The organism is Ancylobacter sonchi (assembly GCF_018390695.1).
Lineage (GTDB): Bacteria > Pseudomonadota > Alphaproteobacteria > Rhizobiales > Xanthobacteraceae > Ancylobacter > Ancylobacter sonchi.
In genome coordinates this window covers 324,108-346,721 of the sequence record NZ_JAHBGF010000046.1, presented here as the reverse complement: position 1 = coordinate 346,721, position 22,614 = coordinate 324,108, and the positions used below count along the sequence as shown (strand labels likewise).

Below are 22,614 nucleotides of genomic sequence, written 5' to 3'. Positions count from 1 at the left end.
ACCTGGAGCATCGCGATGGAGATCAAGCACGCCGGCTCGCAGCCCTCCCGCCGGGGACCGGACGAGTACTTCACCGGAACCGTTCGCATCGACGCGCCCTTCGCCGGCAGCGGCGCGCTGAGCGGGGCCACCGTGACCTTCGAGCCGGGCGCCCGCACCGCCTGGCACACCCATCCGCTCGGGCAGACGATACTCGTCGTCTCCGGCTGTGGCCGGGCGCAGCGCGAGGGCGGGCCGGTGGAAGAGATACGGCCCGGCGACATCGTCTGGTTTCCGCCCGGCGAGAAGCACTGGCACGGCGCCGCGCCGGACACCGCGATGACGCATCTCGCCATCGCCGAGGCGCAGGACGGCAAGGTGGTCGACTGGCTGGAGAAGGTCAGCGACGCCGACTATGCCGGCTGACGCCGGCGCGGATGAACATTTGACGACCTGACGGCAGGGCCGGCCGCGGCGCCGGCCCGCCATCGATCACGACCGATAAGGGGACCTCACCATGAAGACCATCGGCTATGCGGCGCAGGCCGCGAACGCGCCCCTGGCGCCCTTCGATTTCGAGCGCCGGGAGCTGCGCGCCAACGATGTCGCCATGGAGGTGCTGTATTGCGGCGTCTGCCATTCCGACCTGCACCAGGCGCGCAACGACTGGGGCTGGAGCCAGTACCCGATGGTGCCCGGCCACGAGATCGTCGGCCGTGTCATCGCCGTCGGCGGCGACGTGCAGCGCTACCGGATCGGCGACCATGTCGCGGTCGGCTGCATGGTGGATTCCTGCCAGTCCTGCGACCAGTGCCGCAAGGGGCTGGAACAGTTCTGCAAGAAGGCCAACGTGCAGACCTATAACGACACCGACCGCTTCTCCTGCGAGCCGGCGGCCCGGACCCATGGCGGCTATTCCAAGCATCTCGTGGTGCGCGAGGAGTTCGCGGTGCGGGTGCCGGACGGGCTCGACCTCTCCAAGGCGGCGCCGCTGCTCTGCGCCGGCATCACCACCTATTCGCCGCTGCGCAAATGGAATGTCGGCCCCGGCAGCCGCGTCGGCGTGGTCGGCATTGGCGGGCTCGGCCACATGGCGGTGAAGCTCGCCGCCGCCCTCGGCGCCGACGTCACCGCGATCAGCCGCACCCGGGACAAGGAGGCCGACGCGCTCGCCCTCGGCGCCGACCGGCTGCTGGCCTCCTCCGATGCCGAGGCGATGGCGCAGGCGGTGAATGGCTTCGACCTGATCATCGACACCGTGCCGGTCGAGCACGACATCACCCCCTATCTGCCGCTGCTCGACGTCGACGCCACGCTGGTGCTGGTCGGGCAGGTCGGCCCGCTGCCGCCCTCCACCACCGTGCCGCTGCTGCTCGGCCGGCGCGCCGTCGCCGGCTCCTGCATCGGCGGCATCGCCGAGACGCAGGAAATGCTGGACTTCTGCGCCAAGGCCGGCGTGCTGCCCGATGTCGAGATGATCCGCATCGATCAGATCAACGCGGCCTTCGAGCGGATGGAGCGCTCCGATGTGCGCTACAGGTTCGTGATCGACATGGCCTCGCTGCCGGCCCCGGCGGCGGCCTGATCACCCGGACGGCCGTGCCACGCGCGGCCGTCCACTCTTTCGCAGCAGGGGATCCGCCCGATGAAGCCTCACCTCGTCTGCCACATGATCACCTCGCTGGACGGCCGCCTGCATCCGAGCGGCTGGAGCCGCAGCCCGGACGGCACGCGCGCGGAGTGGTCCGGCATCTATGAACGGCTCCACGAGACCCTCGACGGCGACGGCTGGATCGTCGGCCGCGTCACCATGGCCGAGATGGCCAAGGGCAAGCCGCACCCGCCGGCCGAGGCCGGCGAGGTCGAGCGGCGGCGGCATCTCCCGGTGCGTGGCGCGGCGAGCTACGCCATCGCGCTCGACCGGGGCGGCAAGCTGCATTTCGACGGCGCCACCCTCGGCGGCGATCCGGTGGTGGTGCTGCTCGGCCGCGACGTGCCCGACAGCCATCTGGCGGAACTGGCGGCCGACGGCATCGGCTATCTGGTGTCCGAGGGGGCGGAACTCGACCTCGCCGCGCTGCTGACCGAGATCGGCCGCGAGCTCGGCATCCGCCGCCTGCTGCTCGAAGGCGGCGCCAACGCCAATGGCGCGTTCTTCGCCGCCGGGCTGGTGGACGAGGTCAGCCTTCTGCTCTGCCCGGCCCTCGACGGCCGCACCGGCGTGTCTACCATCGTGGAAGCCGGCCCCGCCGGCCTCGCCGACAAGGTTGAACTCTCGCTGATATCCTGCGAAGCCAGCGGACACGGCACGCTGCACCTGCGCTACGCGGTGACGTCCGCCTGAGGGCCGTCCGCGCCGGTGCCGCCCTGGCGACGCCGGCCGGTGCGTTCGGAGGTTCCCCTGACATGACCCAGAAGGCCGCGATCCAGAAGGCCACGCTTCACGAGGCCGACATCGTCATCCTCGGCGCCGGCGCCGCCGGCACGGGGGCCGCGCGCCGCCTCGCCGGCACCGGCCTGTCCGTGCGGGTGCTGGAGGCGCTGCCGCGACCGGGCGGCCGGGCGTGGACGCATCAAGCCTCGACGCATGACGCCGACGGGCTCGCCCTCGATCTCGGCTGCGGCTGGCTGCATTCGGGCGACCGCAACCCGTGGACGCGTATCGCCGAACAGGCGGGCTTCACGGTCGAGCGCTCCGCCGCCGCATGGGGCCGGCAATATGGCGATCTCGGCATCGCCCCCGAGGATCACGCCGCCGCGCAGCGCGCCTTCGACGCCTGGAGCGAGCGCCTGGCCAGCGCCCCGCCGGCCAGCGACTGCGCCGCCGATGCGCTGGTGGCTGAGGACGCGCACTGGACCGCCTATATGCAGGCGCTGAGCGGCTATGTCAGCGGCGACGAGATGGAGCGCATTTCCGCGCGCGACTACGCCGCCTACGACGCGGCCTCCACCTACATCAACTGGCGGCTGCCGGCCGGCTACGGCACGCTGGTCACCTCGAGCTTGCCGGCGGAGATCCCCGTCCATCTCGGCACGCCGGTCGAGGCGATCAGGCTGGACGGCCCCGGCGTGGCGCTCGACACGCCCGCCGGCACGCTGCGCTGCCGCGCGGTCCTCGTCACCGTCTCCACCCATGTGCTGGCCGGCGACACGCTGCGCTGGCCCGCCGCGCTCGATCCCTGGCGCGAGGCGGCGACGCGCCTGCCGCTCGGCCGCGACGAGAAGCTGTTCCTGGAGATCGTCGGCGACAGCCCGTTCGAGCCGGAAACCCATGTGATGGGCGACCTCCATGACCCGCAGACCGGCACCTATTATATCCGTCCCTTCGGCCGGCCGGTCATCGAGTGCTTCTTCGGCGGCGCCGGCGCCCGCGCGGTGGAGCGGGACGGCACGCCGGCGGCGTTCGCCCGCGCGGTCGACGAGCTCGCCAAGCTGTTCGGTGCCTCGGTGCGGGGATGCCTGCGGCCGCTGGTCGCCTCCGGCTGGGCGGGCGTGCCGAGCATTGGCGGCGCCTACAGCCACGCGCTGCCCGGCTACGCCGATGCGCGGCTGGAGCTGGCGCGGCCCTTCGACGGGCGGCTGTTCTTTGCCGGCGAAGCGACCCATCCCACCGACTTCTCCACCGCGCACGGCGCCTATATGAGCGGCGCGCGGGCAGCGGAGGAAGCGCTGGCGGCATTGGCGGCGCTCGCGCCGCGATAAGGCGCGGCTACCTGCTCAGGCCTTCCCGCGCCCGTCCGACAGCAGCCGGCAGCACAGGAGGCTGCCGATGCAGCCGAGCGCGATCACCCAGGCCATCGGCCGGGGCGTGCCGTCGGCGAACACGCCGACCAGCGCCGAGCCGATAATGCCGCTGCCATAGTGGATGGCGCCGACCAGCGCCGAGACGGCGCCGGCGCGGTGGGCAGCGCCGCCGAGCGCGCCGGCGATCGAGTTGGCGACGATGAAGCCGGTGGTCGACACGAACAGGAACAGCGGCACGAACAGCCCCCACAGCCCGCCCCAGTCGGCCGAGGCGAGCCCGGCCAGCAGCAGGCCCGATGCCGTCGCCGCTGCGATGCCGCCGACCAGGATGCGGTCGCTGCCGAGCCGCATCACCAGCCGCGCATTGATCATGTTGGTCGCCATGATGCCGACGATGCCGGCGGCGAACAGCACGCCATACAGCGCGGCGGGCACGTGGTGATAGGAGATGTAGGCGAAGGGCGTGCCGGCGATATAGGCGAACATGGCGGCGTAAAAGAAGCCGCCGGCGCCGGCATAGCCGAGCAGCCGCCGCTCGCGCAGCAGCGCGCCATAGCCGCGCAGTGCCCGCCCGAGCGGGGCCGGGTTGCGCTGCGCCGCCGGCAGCGTCTCGGGCAGCCGCGCCACCGCGCCGAGCGTGACGAAACCGACGACGACCAGGAACCAGAAGATCGCGTGCCAGCCGGCGACGGCGAGGATCTGCCCGCCGAGCAGCGGGCCGATCAGCGGCGCGATCGCCATCACCGTCATCAGCGTCGACATCATCTGCGCCGCGCGCGGTCCCTCATAGAGGTCGCGCACCATGGCGCGGCCCAGCACCACGCCGGCGCTGGCGCCGACCGCCTGCACCACCCGCCAGCCGATCATGCTCCACGCGTCGAAGGACAACGCGCAGCCGGCCGAGCCGATGATGAACAGCACCAGCCCGATGGCGACCGGCAGCCGGCGGCCGTGGCGGTCGCTGATCGGCCCCCACAGCAGCTGGCCGAGGCTGAAGCCGATCAGATAGCCGGAGACCGTCAGCTCGATGGTGCCGCTGTCGGCGCCGAGCGCCCGGCCCATCTCCGGCATAGCCGGCAGATAGAGGTCGGTGGAGACCGAGGCGAAGCCCATCAGCGCGCTCAGCGTGCCGAGCACGCGCCAGCCATGCTGTGCCGCCTCGGTACGCGCCGGCGCGCTGGAGCCGACCGCCGACGCCGCCTCGGTGGCGTCGCCGGGGAAGATGTCCGCCGCCGGCTCGACGTCGTCGCTCAGTGCGGCATCAGTATCGGAGGCATCGGTGTCGTTCGCTGCCGGTCGGCCTTCGAACATAGGCGTCAAAGCTCCTGGGCCGTGGGCCGGAACAGGATCTCGTTGATGTCGACCTCCTCCGGCTGGCTGATCGCGAACGCGACGATCCGCGCGAAATTCTCCGCCGGGATGGCGTAGGCTTCGTAGAAATCCTGGATGCCCCGGGCGACGTCGGCCTCGGTGATGCTCTGCGGCAGCTCGGACTGCACCGCGCCGGGTGAGATGATGGTGGTGCGGATGTTGTAGGGCTTCACCTCCTGGCGCAACCCCTCCGAAAGCATGCGCACCGCTGCCTTGGTCGCGGCATAGACCGCACTGCCGGGGCGCACCTTGTGGCCGGCGACCGAGGACACGTTGATGATGTGTCCGCTCTTTTGCCGGGTCATGTGCGGCAGGGCGGCGGCGATGCCGTAGAGCACGCCCTTGAGGTTGACGTCGATCATCCGGTCCCAGTCGGCGATGCGGCCGCGCTCCAGCGGCGAGTGCGGCATCAGGCCGGCATTGTTGAGGATGACGTCGATGCGCCCATGCGCGGCGACCGCCGCGTCGACGAGGCGCTTCACCTGCTCGGCGTCGGTGACGTCGGTCTCGACGGCGGCCGCCGCCGGCAGCCCCAGCTCGCCGGCCAGTGCCTGCAGCCGGTCCAGCCGCCGCGCGCCGAGCACCAGCTTGGCGCCCTCGGCCGCCAGATGGCGGGCCGTCGCCTCGCCGAGGCCGCTGCTGGCGCCGGTGATGACGACCACCTTGCCGTGAATAGCGTTGCTCATTTCAAGCTCCATGATGTTGTCGCCGGACAGGCTGGCGCGGAACGCGTCGTCGCCTGCCGGTCATCGGTCGATGGCGAGGCCGCCCATCCAGCTTGTGACCTGCGCCAGCGTCTCGCGCTCCTGATCCTGTCGCAGCGTGAAGGCGTCGAGCAGCCGCGCGCCGGGCGCGTGGTCGGCCACCACCTTCAGGCTGCTGCCCGGCCCGTAGCCGCCATGGGTGATGAACGGCACCAGCGTCTTGCCGGCGAGTTCGTGGGCGACGAGGAAGGAACGCACCGGCGCCGGCGCGGTGGTGCCCCAGATCGGAAAGCCGAGGAACACGACGTCATAGGCGTCGAGGCCCGGCAGCGTCGCCGCGAGCGGCGGCCGGTAGCCGGCCTGCCGCTCCCGCTCCGCCTGCCGCACCGTGGCCTCGTAGTCGTCGGGATAGGGCTCGGCGGTGCGGATCTCGAACAGCGCCGCGCCATAGGCAAGCTGGATCTGCCGGGCGATCACCCGCGTATTGCCGGTCCGCGAGTAATAGGCGACCAGCACACGGCCGCCGCCCGTCGCCGGGACGGCGGCGTGCGCGCGGCTGCGGCCGGCCTCGGCGGTCAATGACAGCAGCAGCGCGGCGGTCAGCGCGCCGCGCCGCGAGAAGGCATCCTTGTCCGCCATCGGCCGGACCCTTCTGCGTCAGCGGCCGACGGTCGCCATCAGATGCGCGGGATAGCGCTCGCCCTCGACATCGATGGCGGCCAGCGCCTGGCGGATCTCGGCGGTGTCCGCCGCGGTCAGTTCCACCGTGGCGCCGCCGAGGTTTTCCTCCAGCCGGTGCAGCTTGGTGGTGCCGGGGATCGGCACGATCCACGGCTTCTGCGCCAGCAGCCAGGCAAGCGCGATCTGCGCCGGCGTCGCCTGCTTGTCGGCGGCGATGCGCTTCAGGAGATCGATCAGCGCCTGGTTCTTCTCCATCGCCTCGGGGGTGAAGCGCGGCAGCAGGGCGCGGAAATCGCCCTCGCCGAGCTTGGTGTCCTTCCCCATGGCGCCGGTGAGGAAGCCCTTGCCGAGCGGGCTATAGGCGACAAGGCCGATGCCGAGTTCCTCGCAGGCGTCGAGAATGCCGTTGGTCTCCGGCCCGCGCGTCCACAGCGAGTATTCGTTCTGCAGCGTGGTGACCTTCTGCACCGCGTGGGCGCGACGCACCGTCTGCGCGCCGGGCTCGGACAGGCCGAAATGCTTCACCTTGCCCGCGGCGATGAGGTCCTTGACCGCGCCGGCCACGTCCTCGATCGGCACCTCGGGGTCGACGCGGTGCTGGTAGAACAGGTCGATCACCTCGATGCCGAGCCGCTTCAGCGAGGCGTCGGCCACCTGCTTGATATGCTCCGGCCGGCTGTTCAGCCCGGTCTGCTTGCCACCCTCGATGTTGAAGCCGAACTTGGTGGCGATCACCACCTGGTCGCGCAGCGGCCGCAGCGCCTCGCCGACCATCTGCTCATTGGTGAACGGGCCGTAGACCTCGGCGGTGTCGAACAGGGTGACGCCGCGCTCCGCCGCCTGGCGGATCAGCGTGACGCCCTCCGCCTTGGTCACCTTGGTCGCATAGCCGAAATCGAGGCCCATGCAGCCGAAGCCGAGAGCCGAGACGGTCAGCCCGCTTTTTCCGAGTTCACGTGTTTGCATCGCTCATCCTCCAGCACGCGCGGATGATCCGCTGCTGTGGTTCGATGCAAAGATAGGCCGGGGTGGGGCAAGCGATTAGCCGCAATAAATCGCATGCAGTCATATCCAGGAATAATCAATCCGGACGGAGGTGATACCCCCGCCCGGCCATTCCTGTTCGTGATCCCCGCCGTCGCGCCGGTCAGCCGGCGACGTAGCCGCTCATCGCCTTGACGAGGAACACACCGACGGTGGCGCCGGCATCCTGCAGGCCCACCGTCTGCTCCTGGAAGACCGCCGCCTTGCCGTGCTGCGCCTTCATGGCCTTGGTGCGCTCCAGCGCCGCCTCGGCCTCATCCGCCGCCGCCTTCAGCGCCGGGGCGAGCGCGGCGCCGGACGCGGCCTGCGCCTCCAGCACGCCGGCGACCGGGTCGAGCACGTCGAGGATGGTCTTGTCGCCGAGCTTCGCCTTGCCGCGCTCGGCGATGCCGGTGGCATAGGCGCGCCAGAAGGCCGCCGCCTCGGCGGTGCCGATGGCGTCCTTGCCCTCCAGCGCCTTGGCGCCGCGCAGGAAGCCGGTGGCGGTGAGCGTGCCCATGGTGGAGGGCGCGGTCTTGGCCATGATGGCGCCGGCCGAGCGCAGCAGCTTGGTCAGCCCCGCCGCCGCGCCCTCGGCCGCCACCGTGTCATAGGCGGCGGCGAAGGACTTCGACATGGTGATGCCGAGATCGCTGTCGCCGACCTTGCCGTCGAGCGCGATCAGGAAGTCGCGTTCGGCGGCGAACATGTCACGCCAGCTCTGGAACAGGCCGATCAGTTCGTCGGCACGGATCGCATCCATTCTCGCGCTCCTCAGGCCTTGTAGTGGGCGAAGAACGGCGTGTTCACCGACACGGCGATGAGCGGGTCGAGCTCGGCGTCGAGCTTCAGCACCGAGATCGAGGCGCCGGCCATCTCCATGGCGGTGGCGAACTCGCCGATCCACACATACTTCACCTTGGAGCCCTTGGCCTCGAACAGCTGCGAGACGCGGCGGAACAGGATGTAGAGCTCTTCCTTCGGCGTGCCGCCGAGGCCGTTGACCAGCACGGCGAACTCGTCGCCCGCGCCGGCCGGCAGCTCGGCGAACACCCGCTCCATCATCTCGTCGACGACGGCGTCGGCCGGGGCGAGCTTCTTGCGGCTGATGCCGGGCTCGCCATGGATGCCCATGCCGATCTCCATCTCGTCCTCGCCGACCGAGAAGGTGGCGTGGCCGATCTCCGGCACCACGCAGCTCGACAGCGCGACGCCGATGGTGCGCACATTCGCCCGCGCCTTGTCGGCGAGACGGGTCACCTCGTCGAGCGACAGGCCGTTGGCCGCTGCCGCGCCGGCCGCCTTGTAGACGAAGAAGATGCCGGCGACGCCGCGCCTTTTGTGCTCCTCGCCGACCACGGACGAGGCGATGTCGTCATTGCCGACCACCTGCTTCACCGTGATGCCGTCAATGTCGGCGAGCTCGGCGGCCATGTCGAAATTGATGATGTCGCCGGTGTAGTTGCCGTAGATGTAGAGAACGCCGGCGCCCTGGTCGATGTACTTGGTCACTTCGTGCATCTGGTCGGCGCTCGGCGACTGGAACACGCCGCCCACCGCGCAGCCGTCCAGCATGTTGTCGCCGACATAGCCGAGGAACAAAGGCAGGTGGCCCGAGCCGCCGCCGGTGGCGATGCCGACCTTGCCGGCCTTGGGCTTGGCGACGACGAGGCAGCGCTTGTCGTCGTTGACATAGGTCACCTGGGGATGAGCCCGGTAGATGCCCTCGAGCATCTCGTCGACGAAATTCGCCGGATCGTTGAGAAACTTCTTCATCTCGGTCCTCTTGGGCTCGAAGCTTTGGCGTGTCTTGGAAGTGGCGCGGCTTTGGCGCGCGTCGCGGAGTCTCAGTTCTTCTTCTGGCAGAACACGAAGAAGGCGGCGGCGAGCAGGATGAAGCCGCCGACCACGACGCGTTGCCAGGTGGAGGGAATGCCGACCATCACCAGCACGCTGTTCACCACCACCACCAGCAGCACGCCGAGCAGCGTGCCGATCACCGTGCCGGTGCCGCCGGTGATGCGGGCACCACCAAGAACCACGGCGGCGATGACGTTGATCTCGGTGCCGACGAGGTCGAACGGGTTCGACTGCCGGTTGGCGGCGGTGTGGATGATGCCGGCGAGGCCGGCGAGCGCGCCGGCATAGGCGAACATGAAGATGTGGATGGTGCGCAGGCTGTAGCCGAGCCGCTCCGCCACATTGGCGTTGCCGCCGATGGCGAAGATGGCGCGCCCCATCAGCGTGCGGTTCAGCATCCACCAGGTCACCAGCGCCGCCGCCGGCAGCACCAGGAAGTAGAACGGCAGGGTGATGGTGCGCCCGTCGGCCGATTCGAACTGGAACAGCGGCAGGCGGCCGAAGGCGCCCATGGTGGGGGGCAGCGACATGATCCACACCGTGCCGATGAAGGCCAGCAGGATGCCGCGGAACAGGTACTGCGTGCCGATGGTCACGATCAGCGACGGCACGCGCAGGTAATGCACCAGAAGCCCGTTGACGACGCCGAGCAACGCCCCGCCGGCGGTCGCTGCCACCAGCACCAGCGCGATCGGCGCGTCGGGCCAGTGGTTCTTCACCAGCAGCGTCATCGAATACATGGTGAAGGCGGCGATGGCGGTGAACGACACGTCGATGCCGCCCGCCGCCAGGATGATGAACACGCCGAGCGCGAACAGCCCCATCACCACGCTGGCGCGGCCGATATCGACCAGCGAGGAGGGCTGGAGGAAGGCCGGGTTGATGATCGACACCGCCACGCAGATCGCCACCAGCAGCGCCAGCGTGATGAGCTCCGGGCGCCGGCGCACCAGCGCCAGCAGCGAATTGGGCCTGGCGATCGGCACGGCGGCGCTCTCGGTGAGATGCGTGGCGCTCATCGGGCGGTCTCCGTGTTCACGGCGGGTTTGGAGACCAGCATGGCCTTGTACAGCTGGTCCTCGTCCGTCTCGCGGGCGTCGTATTCGGCGACGACGCGGCCATTGTTCATCACCAGGATGCGGTCGCAGTTCTGCAGCAGCTCCGGCAGGTCGTCGCTGACGATGACGAGGCCCATGCCGGCCTCGGCGAGCTGCTGGATGACGCGGTAGATCGTGTCCTTGGAGCCGACATCGACGCCCACCGTCGGGCCGTGCAGCACCAAGAGCTTGGGCAGGATCGACAGCCAGCGGCCGATCAGCACCCGCTGCTGGTTGCCGCCGGACAGCGCGCCGACCGGCAGGTCGAGATTGCGGGTGTTCAGCCGCATGTCCTGCGACAGCTTGTCGGCGAGCGCGCGGCCCTTGGCCTTGTCGACGACGCCGAAGCCGTTGGCGAGGTCGCGCACCACCAGGGCGATCTCGTTCTCGAAGATCGACTTGTCGAGGAACAGCCCTTCGGCGAGCCGGTCCTCCGGCACATAGCCGATGCCGAGCCGGATGGCCTCTGAGGGGTGGCGGACCTTCTCCACCTTGCCGTCGAGGCGCAGATGGCCGCCCGTCGCCGGCATCACCCCGGCGATCGCCATGGCGAGCTCGTTGCGGCCGGAATCGGCGAGGCCGGTAATGCCGAGGATCTCGCCCTTGCGGACCGAGAAGCTGACGTCGCGCACATTGGGCGGCAGCGACAGGCCGCTGGCGGCGAACAATTCGCCGTCCATCGGCGCGCCGGTGCGGTAGCGCTCGGCGTCGATCCGGCGGCCGGTCATCAGCTCGGCGAGCCGGTCCTTGGTGTAGTTGGCGAGCGGCCCCTGCTCGACGCACTGGCCGTCGCGGAACACGATGGCATGGCCGCCAATGCGGTAGCATTCGTCGAGCTTGTGGGTGACGAACAGCACCGCCACGCCTTCCGAGCGCAGCCGCTCCACCACGGCGATGAGGTTGTCGACCTCGCGGCGGGTAAGCGAGGTGGTCGGCTCGTCCATGATCACCATCTTCGCCTTGGTGGCGATGGCGCGGGCGATGGCGACCAGCTGGCGCTGCGCCAGCGGCAGGTCGGAGACGATGGTGCCGAGGAAGCCGCGGTCGCTCGGCAGGCCGACGGTCGACAGCGCCGCCGCGGCGGTCGCGCGCAGGCGGGTGCGGTCGAACAGCCGCGCCAGCCGGCCGCCGCTGGCGACCAGTTGCTCGTTCAGCGCGACGTTCTCCGCCACCGTGAGGTTCGGCAGCAGGGAGAGGTCCTGATAGACCGTCTCGATGCCGGCGCTCAGCGACTGGATGGCGGTCAGCGAATGGTAGACCTTGCCTTCGAGGACGATCTCGCCCTCGTCCGGGGCGTGGGCGCCGGACATGATCTTGATGACGGTGCTCTTGCCGCAGCCATTCTCGCCGAGCAGGTGATAGGCCTCGCCCGGCTCGATGGTGAAGCCGACGCCGCGCAGCGCGTGCACGCCGCCGAAGCGCTTATGGATGTCGCGCAGCTCGAGGAGCGCATCCACCTTGGTGGCGGCGTCCGGCCGGGGCATTGCTGAAACATGGGACACGGGCGATCCCCTTCACCGATTGGCGGGCGTGGCGCGAAACTGCGCGTTCGGGAGGTCCCGGAGGCGGACGGACCGCCTCCGGGCATCCAGGGTCGGACAACCGATCAGAAGAGGAACTCTTTGTAGTTCTTCTTGTCGGCGATCACCATGCCGTTGCCGATGATCAGCAGGCCTTCGCCCGGGCCCTTGGTGACCTTCACCTTCTCGTAGCCGGGCACGCCGAGATTGGCGCCGTCCTCGACCTTCTCCTTGGCGATCAGCTTCTTGGCGACGGCGTTCATCGCCATGCCGGCCTTCTGCGGATCCCAGAAGCCGATGGCGGTGATGGCGCCGGCGTCGAGCAGGTCGGCCGAGGGGTTCGGCAGGCCGGTGCCGACCAGGCACACCTTGCCGGCGAGGCCGGCCTCGTCGATGGCGCGGCCGACGCCGAGCACGTCATTGCCGGCCGAGGTCTGGAAGCCCTTGATGTCCGGGTGCTTGCGCAGGATTTCCTTGGCCTTCTCATAGGTGCCGTTGGCGTCGTCGAACGACTCGTTGTTCGGGTCGACCAGCGTCATCTCGGGATGCTTCTTGGCGTTCTCCTCGCCGGCGCCGACCCACTGCATGTGGGTGCGGCTGCCCAGCGAGCCGACGAAGGTGGTCCACTTGCCCTTGCCGCCCATGCACTCGGCGAGGCGTGCGTTCAGCGCGCGGCCGTAATCGGCATTGTCGAACGCCTCGACGTCGGCGTGGGTGTTCTTCTGGTTGTCGGCCTCGTGGGTCACCACGATGATGCCGCGATCCATGGCGCGCTTCAGCGTGCCTTCCAGCACCGACGGGTCCATCGGCACCACGGCGAGGCCGTTCACGCCCTTGGCGATGAGATCGGTGACGATCTGCAGCTGCTGCGCGGCGTCGGCGGTGGCGGGGCCGTACTGGGTGGCGACGACGTCCGGATTGTCCTTCTGGAACTGCTTGACGCCGGTCTCCATGCGGTCGAACCACGGAATGCCGCTGATCTTCACCACGGTGGCGATGACCGGCTTGCCCTGGGCCATCAGCGCGCCGGCCGAGCCGGCGACGAGGGCCACCGCCATCGCCGAGCCGAGCAGTATCTTCTTCGAAAGCAGGGTCTTCTTCGAACGAGCGCCCACAGTTTCCTCCACTGTTGTTGCCACCCTCATGACCGTTTCGATGCGTGAGGGGTTCGCATCACGCGGGCTTTTTGCCCTTGTTGGGATTCAGGAAGCCGACCAGGTTGTAGCGGCCGACCGCCAGGAAGGTCAGAAGCAGCGCGCCCCAGGCGAAGTCGCGCACGAAGTTCGACAGGCCGCCGAAGTTCAGCATGCTGGACATCAGCTGCAGCGCGATCGCCGCCAGCACCACGCAGATCACCCGGCCGTAGCCGCCCTCGGGGCGCACGCCGGCCATCACCGCGATCAGGATGGCGATCAGCAGGTAGGACGTGCCGTAGTCCCACTTCACGTTGACGTTGCGCGCCGCGATGATCACCCCGGCGAGGCCGGACAGCAGGCCGCTGGTCGCATAGGTGGCGATCAGCACCTTGGTGCGCGGGAAGCCGGCATAGACGGCGGCCTTCGGGTTGGTGCCCATCAGCATCAGCCACAGGCCGAACGGGGTGAACTTCAGCAGCGCGGCGATGAAGGCCGCCACCGCGATGAAGATCACGAAGCTGATCGGCACGCCGAGGAACAGGCCGTTGCCGATCTCCGACAGGAAATCCGGGCTGCCGACCGCCACCGCGCGCCCGCCCGACGCCACCACGGCGAGGCCGGTGAACAGCATCTGCGTGCCGAGCGTGCAGAGGATCGGCGTAATGTTGAGCCGGCTGATCAAAAGCCCGTTGAACATGCCGCCGAGCACGCCGACCACCAGCGCGCCGGCGATGAAGGCGAGCGAATAGGCGGTCGGCTGGTCGGCACTCGACAGGAAGGTGCCGATCACCACCGCCGAGGCGACGCCGGACAGGTTGGCGAGCGCGATGCCGGACAGGTCGATGCCGCCATTGCCGGCGCACATCGCCAGCATCACGCCGATGGCGAGGAAGCCGATTTCCGGCAGCTGCCCGGCCATCGATTGCAGATTGAACGGCGACAGGAACGTGCCCGCGGAAATGGCCGCTCCGAAGGCGAGCAGCGCCACGTTGATGACGACGAGCATGACCAGCTGTCCGCCGGTGGTCCGCATGGTCTCCTCCCGGAGTGCTTCGAGCTTTTTACTAAATTATGACCAGCTTCACTAAATCCCTAGCAAAGGCTCCGGCGGGGTGCAAGCCGCCTTCCGGGGGTGCCCGACCGACTTTCGTGGCGAGAGCGGCCTCGGCGGCGGCCGGCCGCCCGATCAAAATCGCGCCAGGGTCGCACCCGGCCCCGACCACCCGCCACTGCTCCAGTACCGGCGGGTATCCTGTATGCCAAAACCCTTATAGGACAGTACGTCTCACCTATAAGCGCCGGCTCGGCCGCCTGTGCGCCGCAGCACGGCATCTCCCGCGATGCGCCACCTACGCGCCCGGTTTCGACGCGCGCCCCGCACAAATTGTGAGCGAATCCCGGCAACCCGCAGCTGCGCGTTGCATCGGTCTTGCACGGCAGTTGCCAGCCCGATTCTTTTGGCTTAACCCTCGAAAAGGAGCCTCAATGTTTACTAAACAAAATGCGCATTCAGGCGCATCATGGGCTCCGTGAGGACACGCGTCGGGCCATGAAAGAAAAGAAGTCCTTCACCATCAGGGACATTGCCGAAGCGGCGGGCGTCTCGCCGGCGACGGTCTCGCTCGTCCTCAACGGCAAGGGCGAGATTTCCGGCGTCACCCGCGCCCGCGTCCTCGAGGCCGCCGCCCGCCTCAACTACGTGCCGCGCCTCGCCCGGCCGCGGGTCGAGGCGACCGGCACCATCCGCTTCCTGAAGATCGCCAAGCACGGCCACACGGTGAACCGCGACCACAGCGTGTTCCTCTCGGACTATATCGACGGCATGTCGGCCGAGGCGACGCGGCGCGGCTACACGCTGGAAGTGGTCAGCCACGAGGGCCAGAGCATCATCTCCGTCGCCGACACGCTGGCGGTGGCGCCGGTCAGCGGCGTCATCGCGCTCGGCACCGAATTGTCGGAAACCGACATCCGCGTGCTGCAGGGGGTCGGGCGCCCTATCGTGTTCATCGATACGTTCCACGACGTGGTGGAAGCCAATTTCGTCAACATGAACAACGAGGACGCGGTGCATCAGGTGCTGGCGCGACTGCGCCAGCAGGGCTTCGAGCGGATCGGCTTCGTGGCGAGCCATGTCGACACCACCAATTTCCACCTGCGCCAACACGCCTTCCACCGCAACATGGCCCGGCTGGGCATGACGGTGGAGCCCGCCCACATCCTCTCGGTCGAATCGACCGTCGACGGCGCCCATGCCGACACGGTCAAGGCGCTCGGCGAGGGGCTCGCGCTGGCGGACTGCTATTTCTGCACCAACGACGTGATCGCCTATGGCTTCATCAAGGCGCTGCGCGAATTCGGCATCCGCATTCCCGACGATGTCGGGGTGATCGGCTTCGACAATCTGCCGCTCGGCGCCACCATGGAGCCGGCGCTGACCACCATCGACGTCTCCAAGCGCAAGATCGGCGATCTCGCCGTCACCGTGCTCGACGACCTCATCAACGCCGCCGAGCCGCCGCCCCCGGTAAAGATCCTGGTCGGCGCCCGCCTCGTCACCCGCGCCAGCGATCGCGGGCCGGCCACGCCGCGCCCCGCCCCTCGCGCGGTACGCCGGCGCGGCATCGCCGAAACCGCCTGAAAAAAGCGGGCCGCGCGCCCGGGGAGACACATCGATGAAATACCGCATGCTCGGCCGCTCTGGCCTCAAGGTCTCGGCGCTCTCCATGGGCACCTTCTCCTTCGGCGGGGTGGGCGATTTCGCCAAGGTCGCCAATCACGGCGTGCCGGAAGCGCGCCGTCTGGTGGATGCCTGCCTCGATGGCGGCATCAACGTCATCGACACCGCCAACATGTACTCGCTCGGCCGCTCGGAGGAGATCGTCGGCGAGGTGCTGGAGGGCCGGCGCGACCGGGTGCTGATCTCCTCCAAGGCGCGCATGCGCATCGGCGACGGGCCGAATGACGAAGGCGTGTCGCGCTACCACCTGATCCGCGAATGCGAGAAGAGCCTCAAGCGGCTGCGCACCGACCACATCGACATCTATTTCCTGCACGAATGGGACGGGCTGACGCCGCTCGACGAGATGCTCTCCGCGCTCGACGCGCTGATGCGGGCCGGCAAGATCCGCTACATCGGCTGCTCGAACTATTCCGGCTGGCACGTCATGAAGGCGCTCGGCATCGCCGAGGCGAAAAACCTGCCGCGCTTCGTCACCCAGCAGATCCACTACACATTGGAAGCCCGCGAGGCGGAGTACGAGCTGCTCCCCATCGCCGTCGACCAGGGCGTCGGGGTGATGGTGTGGAGCCCGCTCGCCGCCGGCCTGCTCTCCGGCCGATTCGCCCGCGACAAGTTCCCCGCCGATTCGCGCCAGGCCGCCGGCTGGAGCGAGCCGCCGATCCGCGACAGCGAACGGCTGTGGACGATCGTCGACACGTTGAACGACATCGCGAGCGCCCGCGGGGTCACGGCGGCACAGGTCTCGATCGCCTGGACGCTGACCCGGCCCGGCATCGCCTCGCTGGTGGTGGGCGGCACCGAGGAGAGCCATTTCCGCGACAACATCGCCGCGGTCGAACTCGACCTGACCGCCGAAGAGCTGGAACGGCTGAATCTCGTCAGCCGGCCGCCCTATCTCTACCCCTATTGGCACCAGCACAATTTCGCCCGCGACCGCTTCAGCGCCGGCGACTGGGCGCTGCATGCGAGCTATGAGGATCTCGGCAAGATCTGAGTCGGCGGGCGGCGGCGCGCGGAGCCACCCTCTCGCCGCCCCCCTCCCTGCCCTTGACACGACCCGACAACCGCCTGAATTTACGTACTGTTAACCATGTGACGCACAAGGTTGCGGCTTAAGGTCGACCTTCCAAAGGGTCAGGACCGTCAGGGCGGGGCGGCACCATCATCATGCGGACGGAAACGCGACGGGAATCGAGCGGACGGGCCTTCTGGCCCCGGCCGTCCATCGTCGTGCTCGCCGGGTGCCTCGCCGCGTCGTATTCCGTGCCCGCCTGGTCGGCCGACATCGCCTGCGATCTCACCGCCACCGCGCTGAGCTGCGCGGGATCGGCGACCGGCGAGAACGCCACCGCCATCGGCGACAGCGCCGAGGCGACCCAGTCCGGCACCACCGCCGTCGGCCAGGGTTCCAAGGCCTTCGCCACCAATTCCAGCGCCTTCGGCCAGCTCGCGGTGGCCAATGGCGTGTCCTCCACCGCGGTCGGCCAGAACAGCGCCGCCAACGGCGCCTCTTCCACCGCCATCGGCCGCAACGCCGCCGCCAATGCCGACCAGAGCACGGCGCTCGGCACCGATTCTGCCGCCAATGCGGTGGCCTCCACCGCCATCGGCCAGGCAGCGAGCGCCAACGGGCTGAACGCCACCGCCATCGGCCAGGGCGCCAACGCCAATCTCGACTACACGACGGCCGTGGGCTCGGGCGCGGCGGCACAGGGAACCAACGCCTCGGCTTTCGGCTATGGCGCGCAGGCCAATGCTGAGTCCGCCACGGCGCTCGGCCAGGGCGCGGCCGCCAGCGCGGTGCAGTCGACCGCCGTCGGCCAGAGCGCCTCCGCCAACGGCGTCGGCTCCACCGCGCTCGGCCAGCAGGCGATTGCCAATGGCGATTCGTCCACCGCCCTCGGCCAGAACGCCACCGCCAATGCCGAGGGGGCGACCGCGGTCGGGCGCGTCGCCGCCGCCAATGCCGCCAGTTCCACCGCGCTCGGCTGGAACGCCACCGCCAACGGCGTCGGCTCCACCGCGCTCGGCCAGGGCTCCATCGCCGCCTTCCAGGGTTCGACGGCGGTCGGCCAGGCCGCCAACTCCTCCGCCGCCAACGCCACCGCCATCGGCACCGGCGCCAACGCCTCGTATGAAAGCTCGACCGCCATCGGCGCCGGCGCGACCACCACCCGCGCCAGCCAGGTGGCGATCGGCACCTCGTCGAGCACCTACACCCTGTCCGGGATCACCTCCTCGGCCAGCCGGGCGGCGCAGTCGGGCGCGGTGCAGATCGTCACCACCGACTCCGCCGGCAACCTCGCCAGCGCCTCGTTCAACGAGCTGTTCAACCTCGACAACGTCTATAACGAGATCGACCGCGTGCAGGAGGGCGTCGCCATGGCGCTCGCCATGGACACGCCGAACCTGCCGGCCGGCAAGGACATCGCGGTGAGCGCCCAGTGGGGCACCTTTGGCGGCCAGAACGCCATGGCCTTCTCCGGCATCGCCCGGCTGATGGACGACAGCCTGTTCCTCACCGGCGGCGTCGGCTTCGGCCTGCAGGAAGGCACCGTCGGCGGCAAGGCGGGGCTGATGATGGCATGGTGAGCTATCGCCCGTTCATACTCGGCCTCGCGCCGGTGGTGGGGCTGATGCTGGGATGGCCGGCGCTGACCAGCCAGCCGGCGAGCGTCACCCCGGCCTCCGCGCCCGCCGCGCCGCGTCCGTTCGAGATCCCCGCCTCCGCCGTGCCGGCGATGCCGCCCGGCGCCGCGACGCCCTACACGACCGCTCCCTACGCCGCAGCCCCGCTCGCCCCCGCTCCGGCCGCGAGCCCCCTCTCCGCCCCGGCCGCGAGCCCCGCGCCTCCCGCCCTGGCGAGCGCGGTGACGGTGCCGCCCGCCCCGGTGCTGCTGGCGCTGCTGCGCGGCTCGCTGGCGGCGGTCAACCAGGCCAACATCACCGGCAATTATTCCGTGCTGCGCGATCTCGGCGCCCCGGCATTCCGCGAGGAGCGCAGCGTCGCCGAGCTGGCCGACCAGTTCCGGCCGTGGCGCGACAACGCGCTCGACTTCGCCGCCGTGCTGCTGCTCGACGCCAAGCTGTCGCGGCCGCCCACCATCGGCAAGGACGGGATGCTGCGGCTCGCCGGCTATTTCCCGACCGCGCCGCTGCGCATCGAATTCGACCTCGGCTACCAGGCGGTGGGCGGCAATTGGCGGCTGGCGGCCATCGCCCTCGAAGCCCGGCATGTCGAGCCGGCCACCGCTTCCGTGCCGGCGGCACCCGCCAACTCTCCCGCCACCCCCGCGAAGGTCGCTGCGCTGCGTCCCGCCCCGGCGCCGGCCGCGAGCACGCCCGGCGCGCCGGCGCCCTTCGACATGGGCGCCCTGCTCCCGGTGGGCAGCCGCGCCTACTGACGCGGCCCCACCGCCTGCCGCGTGATTTCACGGCAGGCCCGGCCCGATCGGCGACCCGGCACCCAGCAGGCGATCGCCCGCTCAGTCGGCGATCTTGCTGGCGAAATAGGCGATGGCCTTCTGGTAGACCCCGGCCTTGTTCCAGCCCGCCAGCGCGCCGGCATTGGCGCCGTTTTCCCACGACTTGCCGCTCCAGCCATAGCCGCGCAGATAGTTGGCGGTGGAGGCCAGCACGTCAGCCGGGCTGCGGATCAGGTCGGCGCGGCCATTGCCGTCGAAATCGACGGCGAAGCGCACATAGGAGGTCGGCATGAACTGGGTCTGGCCGAGTTCGCCCGCCCAGGCGCCCTTCATCTCGCCGAGCGAGAGATCGCCGCGCTGGAGAATGCGCAGCGCGTCGAGCAGCTGGCCGGTGAAGAATTCCGAGCGCCGGCAGTCATAGGCCAGCGTCGCCAGCGACTGGAAAATCGGCTTGTTGCCCTGGTTGGCGCCGAAATCGGTCTCCATGCCCCAGATCGCCACCAGCACCGGCCCCGGCACGCCGAACCGGCTCTCGATGCGGGCGAGCAGGTCGGCATGCTGCTTCAGCTTGGCGCGGCCCTGCGAGATGCGCCCGGCGCCCACCCGCTTGGCGATGAATTCCTCGAAGCTGACGGAGAAGTGCCGCTGGTTGCGGTCGAGCCGGATGACGCCGGTGTCGTACTGCACATTGTCGAGCGCCGAGAGCGCACGGGGGGAGATGCCCTGCGCCGCAGCGGCCTTGCGGAAATCGCTCACCCAGGCGGAGAACCCCGCGCCGTCATCGCCGCAGGGGGCGGCCAGCGCCGGCGCCGCGAGAGCCGAGAGCATGGTGAGAACGAGAGCGCCGCGCTTCAGCACGGCCTGGCAGTCAAAACGCGCGAACATGCAGCCACCCCATTGGTTTGCCGCCCGTATCTAGGCCCGGCCGAAGCGCGCGTGCAAGACAATCGGCGGTAGCGCCGCCCGTATTCGCGCGACAAGGTGAACGCCGGCGAGAAGGCCGCCGCGGCTGCCCGGCGCCGAAAAAACCGGACCGGCCGGCCCGACATTCCCTTACGGCACATCTGGCCAGCCTTGAGCATGGAGACTTACGCAAATATTCCATAATATGAAAATATTACGATATGAAATTTCTTGATGTGGAATTTTATGGCGCATCTGCCTCGCGCGTGATCGGGTACGGAAAATAGGCAACCCTTCCGCATACCCACCCGACGGCACGACAATGAGCAAGTTCTCCCCCTTCGACGCCACGCTGTGGTACGCCACCGCCCGCCCCGCTCCTCAGACCCGCCCGCTGGAGGAACGCCTCGACGCCGATGTCTGCGTCGTCGGCGCCGGCTTCACCGGGCTCACCACCGCGCTCGAACTCGCGAAGCAGGGCGTGAAGGTGGTGCTGCTCGAAGCCGAGGAGGCCGGTTTCGGCGGCTCCGGCCGCAATGCCGGCCACTGCACGCCGACCTTCAGCTATTACAGCATCGCCTCGCTGCGGAAGATGCTCGGCGAGCCCTGGGCGGAACGGCTCATCCATCGCCAGACCCGCGCCAATGACCGGGTCAGCGCGATGATCCGCGACTACCAGATCGACTGCGAGTGGCAGCAGAACGGCTATGTGATGGGCGCGCTGCGGCCCGGCGCCCTGGAGACGCTGAAGGGCAAGGTGGACAGCTACAACGCCGTCGGCGCCAAGACGCGGCTGATCAGCCGCGAGGAGGTCGAGGCGATCACCGGCAGCCCGCGCTTCTATGGCGGCTGGCTGCACGGCGAGGCCGGCCACATGAACCCGCTCGGCTATGCCCGTGGCCTCGCCCGCGCGGTGATGCAGGAAGGCGGCATCCTCCACACCGGCTCGCGGGTGGAAGGCGTCGAGAAGGAAGGTGCGCGCTGGAAGGTCAGGACCGCGAAGGGCGAAGTCGTCGCCGACAAGGTGGTGTTCGCCACCGGGGCCTACACGGTTGCCGGCTGGCCGAAGCTCGACGACAGCTTCAAGATCCTCAGGGTGTTCGTCTGCGCCACCCAGCCGCTCGACCCGGAGACGCGCGCCAGGGTGCTGCCCAACAACACCACCATGCATGACGGGCGCGGCGACATCTATGTCTACAAATACAATGCCGAGGGCCGCATCGTCGCCTCGATGTTCCCGATGGGCGCACGCGGCCGCGACCTCGACTACACCCGCCAGGTGATGACCGACCGGCTGAAATGGCTGCACCCGCAGATCAAGGAGCCGATCCGCTGGGAATATTTCTGGTATGGCGAACTCGACATGCAGGTGAAGACGGTGCCACGCCTCTACGGTCTCGCGCCTGGCGTGGCCGCGCTCACCGGCCTGTCCGGGCGCGGCGTGCCGACCGGCTCGATGCTCGGCGGCATCCTCGCCGAATGGGCGCTCGGCGTGCCGGAGAAGGACCTCGCGCTGAAGGTCGAGCCGTTGAAGGCGGCGCCGCTCTACATGGAATACGCGCCGAAGCTGCGGCTGCGCTATTTCCGCCATCAGGATACGCGCGCGGCGCGGCGCGAGGGCGCCGAGCTGCCGCCGCATGCGTGACGCAGGACGCGAGGAGACCGACATGAACGAACGCACCGACGCACGCACCGTGCTCATCTCCGGCGGCGGACGCGGCATCGGCGCCGCCACCGCGCGGGTCATGGCGGCGGCCGGCTGGAACGTGTCGCTCGGCATGCGCAGCCCCGCTCTGCCCGACTGGGCGAGCGAGGTGGCCGGCACTGTCGCGGCGCACCGCTACGACGCCGCTGACCCGCAATCGGCGACCGACTGGGTGGCGGCGGCGCGCGAGCGCTTCGGCCGCATCGACGCCGTCGTCGCCAATGCGGGCATCATGATCCGTGGCACGGTCATCGAGACCAGCGACGCGGATTTCGATGAGCTGATGGCGGTCAATGTCGGCGCCCCGCGCCGGCTGGTGAAGGCGGCGTGGGACGATCTCGCCGCCAGCGGTCGCGGGCGGGTGATCATCGTCTCCTCGCTGTCGGGCAAGCGGGTGAAGTCGGCCGGCTCCGGGCTGTATTCGGTGTCGAAATTCGCCGCGACCGGCCTCGCCCATGCCATCCGCCATGCCGGCTTCGAGCTCGGCATCCGAGCGACGGCGGTGTGCCCCGGCTTCGTCGCCACCGATATGGGGCTGCCGCTCGCCAAGGTGCCCGCCGAGGAACTGACCTCGCCGGAGGACCTCGCGCGCAGCATCGCCTTCCTCATCGAGCTGCCGAACACCTCGAGCGTCGCCGAATTCGCGGTGAACTGCCGACTGGAAGAGTCGTTCTGAGCGACGCGGGCGCCGCGAGACCCCAGCTTTCGGCGCCCCCGCCCTCCCCG

Annotated in this window: 21 protein-coding genes; 10 read left to right on the top strand and 11 right to left on the bottom strand. The window is 69.4% G+C overall.

Features of this window, described 5'->3' with window-relative positions; translation table 11 throughout:
• The first annotated feature begins 15 nt into the window (after positions 1 to 15).
• From KHC28_RS25780 to KHC28_RS25765, 4 genes are all read left to right on the top strand, one after another.
• Positions 16 to 405, top strand: a complete 390-nt coding sequence (locus KHC28_RS25780) for a (R)-mandelonitrile lyase (protein ID WP_214011234.1) — start codon at positions 16 to 18, stop codon at positions 403 to 405.
• Between the two features lie 91 nt (positions 406 to 496).
• Positions 497 to 1,564 carry an NAD(P)-dependent alcohol dehydrogenase gene (locus tag KHC28_RS25775; protein ID WP_214011233.1) on the top strand — a complete coding sequence of 356 codons (1,068 nt, stop codon included), beginning with the start codon at positions 497 to 499 and terminating at the stop codon, positions 1,562 to 1,564.
• A gap of 60 nt (positions 1,565 to 1,624) precedes the next feature.
• Positions 1,625 to 2,323: a dihydrofolate reductase family protein gene (locus KHC28_RS25770; protein WP_214011232.1), complete on the top strand. Its 699-nt coding sequence runs from the start codon at positions 1,625 to 1,627 to the stop codon at positions 2,321 to 2,323.
• A 62-nt stretch (positions 2,324 to 2,385) separates the two neighbouring features.
• Positions 2,386 to 3,681, top strand: coding sequence for a flavin monoamine oxidase family protein (locus KHC28_RS25765; RefSeq protein ID WP_214011231.1), 1,296 nt, complete (start codon positions 2,386 to 2,388; stop codon positions 3,679 to 3,681).
• A 15-nt stretch (positions 3,682 to 3,696) separates the two neighbouring features.
• Here KHC28_RS25765 and KHC28_RS25760 read toward each other — a convergent pair whose 3' ends face one another.
• The 10 genes from KHC28_RS25760 to KHC28_RS25715 form a co-directional block, all read right to left on the bottom strand.
• Positions 3,697 to 5,034 carry a multidrug effflux MFS transporter gene (locus KHC28_RS25760; protein ID WP_214011230.1) on the bottom strand — a complete coding sequence of 446 codons (1,338 nt, stop codon included), beginning with the start codon at positions 5,032 to 5,034 and terminating at the stop codon, positions 3,697 to 3,699.
• 5 nt (positions 5,035 to 5,039) lie between these two features.
• Complete coding sequence (locus tag KHC28_RS25755) at positions 5,040 to 5,780, bottom strand: SDR family oxidoreductase (protein ID WP_214011229.1); 741 nt, start codon at positions 5,778 to 5,780, stop codon at positions 5,040 to 5,042.
• Between the two features lie 60 nt (positions 5,781 to 5,840).
• A complete protein-coding gene (locus tag KHC28_RS25750; RefSeq protein ID WP_214011228.1) occupies positions 5,841 to 6,437 on the bottom strand; it encodes a flavodoxin in 597 nt (198 codons plus the stop codon).
• 18 nt (positions 6,438 to 6,455) lie between these two features.
• The gene (locus KHC28_RS25745; protein WP_214011227.1) at positions 6,456 to 7,445 is read right to left on the bottom strand and encodes an aldo/keto reductase; all 990 of its coding nucleotides are present in this window, start codon (positions 7,443 to 7,445) and stop codon (positions 6,456 to 6,458) included.
• Positions 7,446 to 7,626: 181 nt separating this feature from the next.
• Positions 7,627 to 8,265, bottom strand: a complete 639-nt coding sequence (locus tag KHC28_RS25740) for a dihydroxyacetone kinase family protein (RefSeq protein WP_214011226.1) — start codon at positions 8,263 to 8,265, stop codon at positions 7,627 to 7,629.
• An 11-nt stretch (positions 8,266 to 8,276) separates the two neighbouring features.
• Positions 8,277 to 9,278, bottom strand: coding sequence for a dihydroxyacetone kinase subunit DhaK (locus KHC28_RS25735; RefSeq protein WP_214011225.1), 1,002 nt, complete (start codon positions 9,276 to 9,278; stop codon positions 8,277 to 8,279).
• A gap of 71 nt (positions 9,279 to 9,349) precedes the next feature.
• Complete coding sequence (locus tag KHC28_RS25730) at positions 9,350 to 10,381, bottom strand: ABC transporter permease (protein ID WP_214011224.1); 1,032 nt, start codon at positions 10,379 to 10,381, stop codon at positions 9,350 to 9,352.
• Entirely contained in the window at positions 10,378 to 11,943 is a 1,566-nt protein-coding gene (locus KHC28_RS25725) for a sugar ABC transporter ATP-binding protein (protein ID WP_214011502.1), read from the bottom strand. Before KHC28_RS25725 ends, KHC28_RS25730 begins: the two co-directional genes overlap by 4 nt.
• A 122-nt stretch (positions 11,944 to 12,065) precedes the next feature.
• The gene (locus tag KHC28_RS25720) at positions 12,066 to 13,037 is read right to left on the bottom strand and encodes a substrate-binding domain-containing protein (RefSeq protein ID WP_214011501.1); all 972 of its coding nucleotides are present in this window, start codon (positions 13,035 to 13,037) and stop codon (positions 12,066 to 12,068) included.
• A gap of 115 nt (positions 13,038 to 13,152) precedes the next feature.
• Positions 13,153 to 14,148: an ABC transporter permease gene (locus KHC28_RS25715; RefSeq protein WP_214011223.1), complete on the bottom strand. Its 996-nt coding sequence runs from the start codon at positions 14,146 to 14,148 to the stop codon at positions 13,153 to 13,155.
• Positions 14,149 to 14,664: 516 nt separating this feature from the next.
• On the opposite strand from KHC28_RS25715, the gene KHC28_RS25710 reads away from it, so the two are divergent.
• From KHC28_RS25710 to KHC28_RS25695, 4 genes are all read left to right on the top strand, one after another.
• Positions 14,665 to 15,753: a LacI family DNA-binding transcriptional regulator gene (locus KHC28_RS25710; RefSeq protein ID WP_214011222.1), complete on the top strand. Its 1,089-nt coding sequence runs from the start codon at positions 14,665 to 14,667 to the stop codon at positions 15,751 to 15,753.
• Positions 15,754 to 15,787: 34 nt separating this feature from the next.
• A complete protein-coding gene (locus KHC28_RS25705) occupies positions 15,788 to 16,849 on the top strand; it encodes an aldo/keto reductase (protein WP_214011221.1) in 1,062 nt (353 codons plus the stop codon).
• A 173-nt stretch (positions 16,850 to 17,022) separates the two neighbouring features.
• On the top strand, positions 17,023 to 18,447 hold the full coding sequence (locus KHC28_RS25700; RefSeq protein WP_214011220.1) for a YadA-like family protein: 1,425 nt from the start codon (positions 17,023 to 17,025) through the stop codon (positions 18,445 to 18,447).
• Complete coding sequence (locus KHC28_RS25695; RefSeq protein WP_214011219.1) at positions 18,441 to 19,259, top strand: hypothetical protein; 819 nt, start codon at positions 18,441 to 18,443, stop codon at positions 19,257 to 19,259. The genes KHC28_RS25700 and KHC28_RS25695 overlap by 7 nt, the downstream gene beginning before the upstream one ends.
• An 81-nt stretch (positions 19,260 to 19,340) precedes the next feature.
• Here the strand turns inward: KHC28_RS25695 and KHC28_RS25690 are convergent, their stop codons facing one another.
• Positions 19,341 to 20,165 carry a lytic murein transglycosylase gene (locus tag KHC28_RS25690; protein ID WP_214011218.1) on the bottom strand — a complete coding sequence of 275 codons (825 nt, stop codon included), beginning with the start codon at positions 20,163 to 20,165 and terminating at the stop codon, positions 19,341 to 19,343.
• Positions 20,166 to 20,505: 340 nt separating this feature from the next.
• On the opposite strand from KHC28_RS25690, the gene KHC28_RS25685 reads away from it, so the two are divergent.
• Positions 20,506 to 21,828, top strand: coding sequence for an NAD(P)/FAD-dependent oxidoreductase (locus tag KHC28_RS25685; RefSeq protein ID WP_214011217.1), 1,323 nt, complete (start codon positions 20,506 to 20,508; stop codon positions 21,826 to 21,828).
• 22 nt (positions 21,829 to 21,850) lie between these two features.
• Positions 21,851 to 22,564: an SDR family NAD(P)-dependent oxidoreductase gene (locus KHC28_RS25680; protein ID WP_214011216.1), complete on the top strand. Its 714-nt coding sequence runs from the start codon at positions 21,851 to 21,853 to the stop codon at positions 22,562 to 22,564.
• Positions 22,565 to 22,614: the final 50 nt, after the last annotated feature.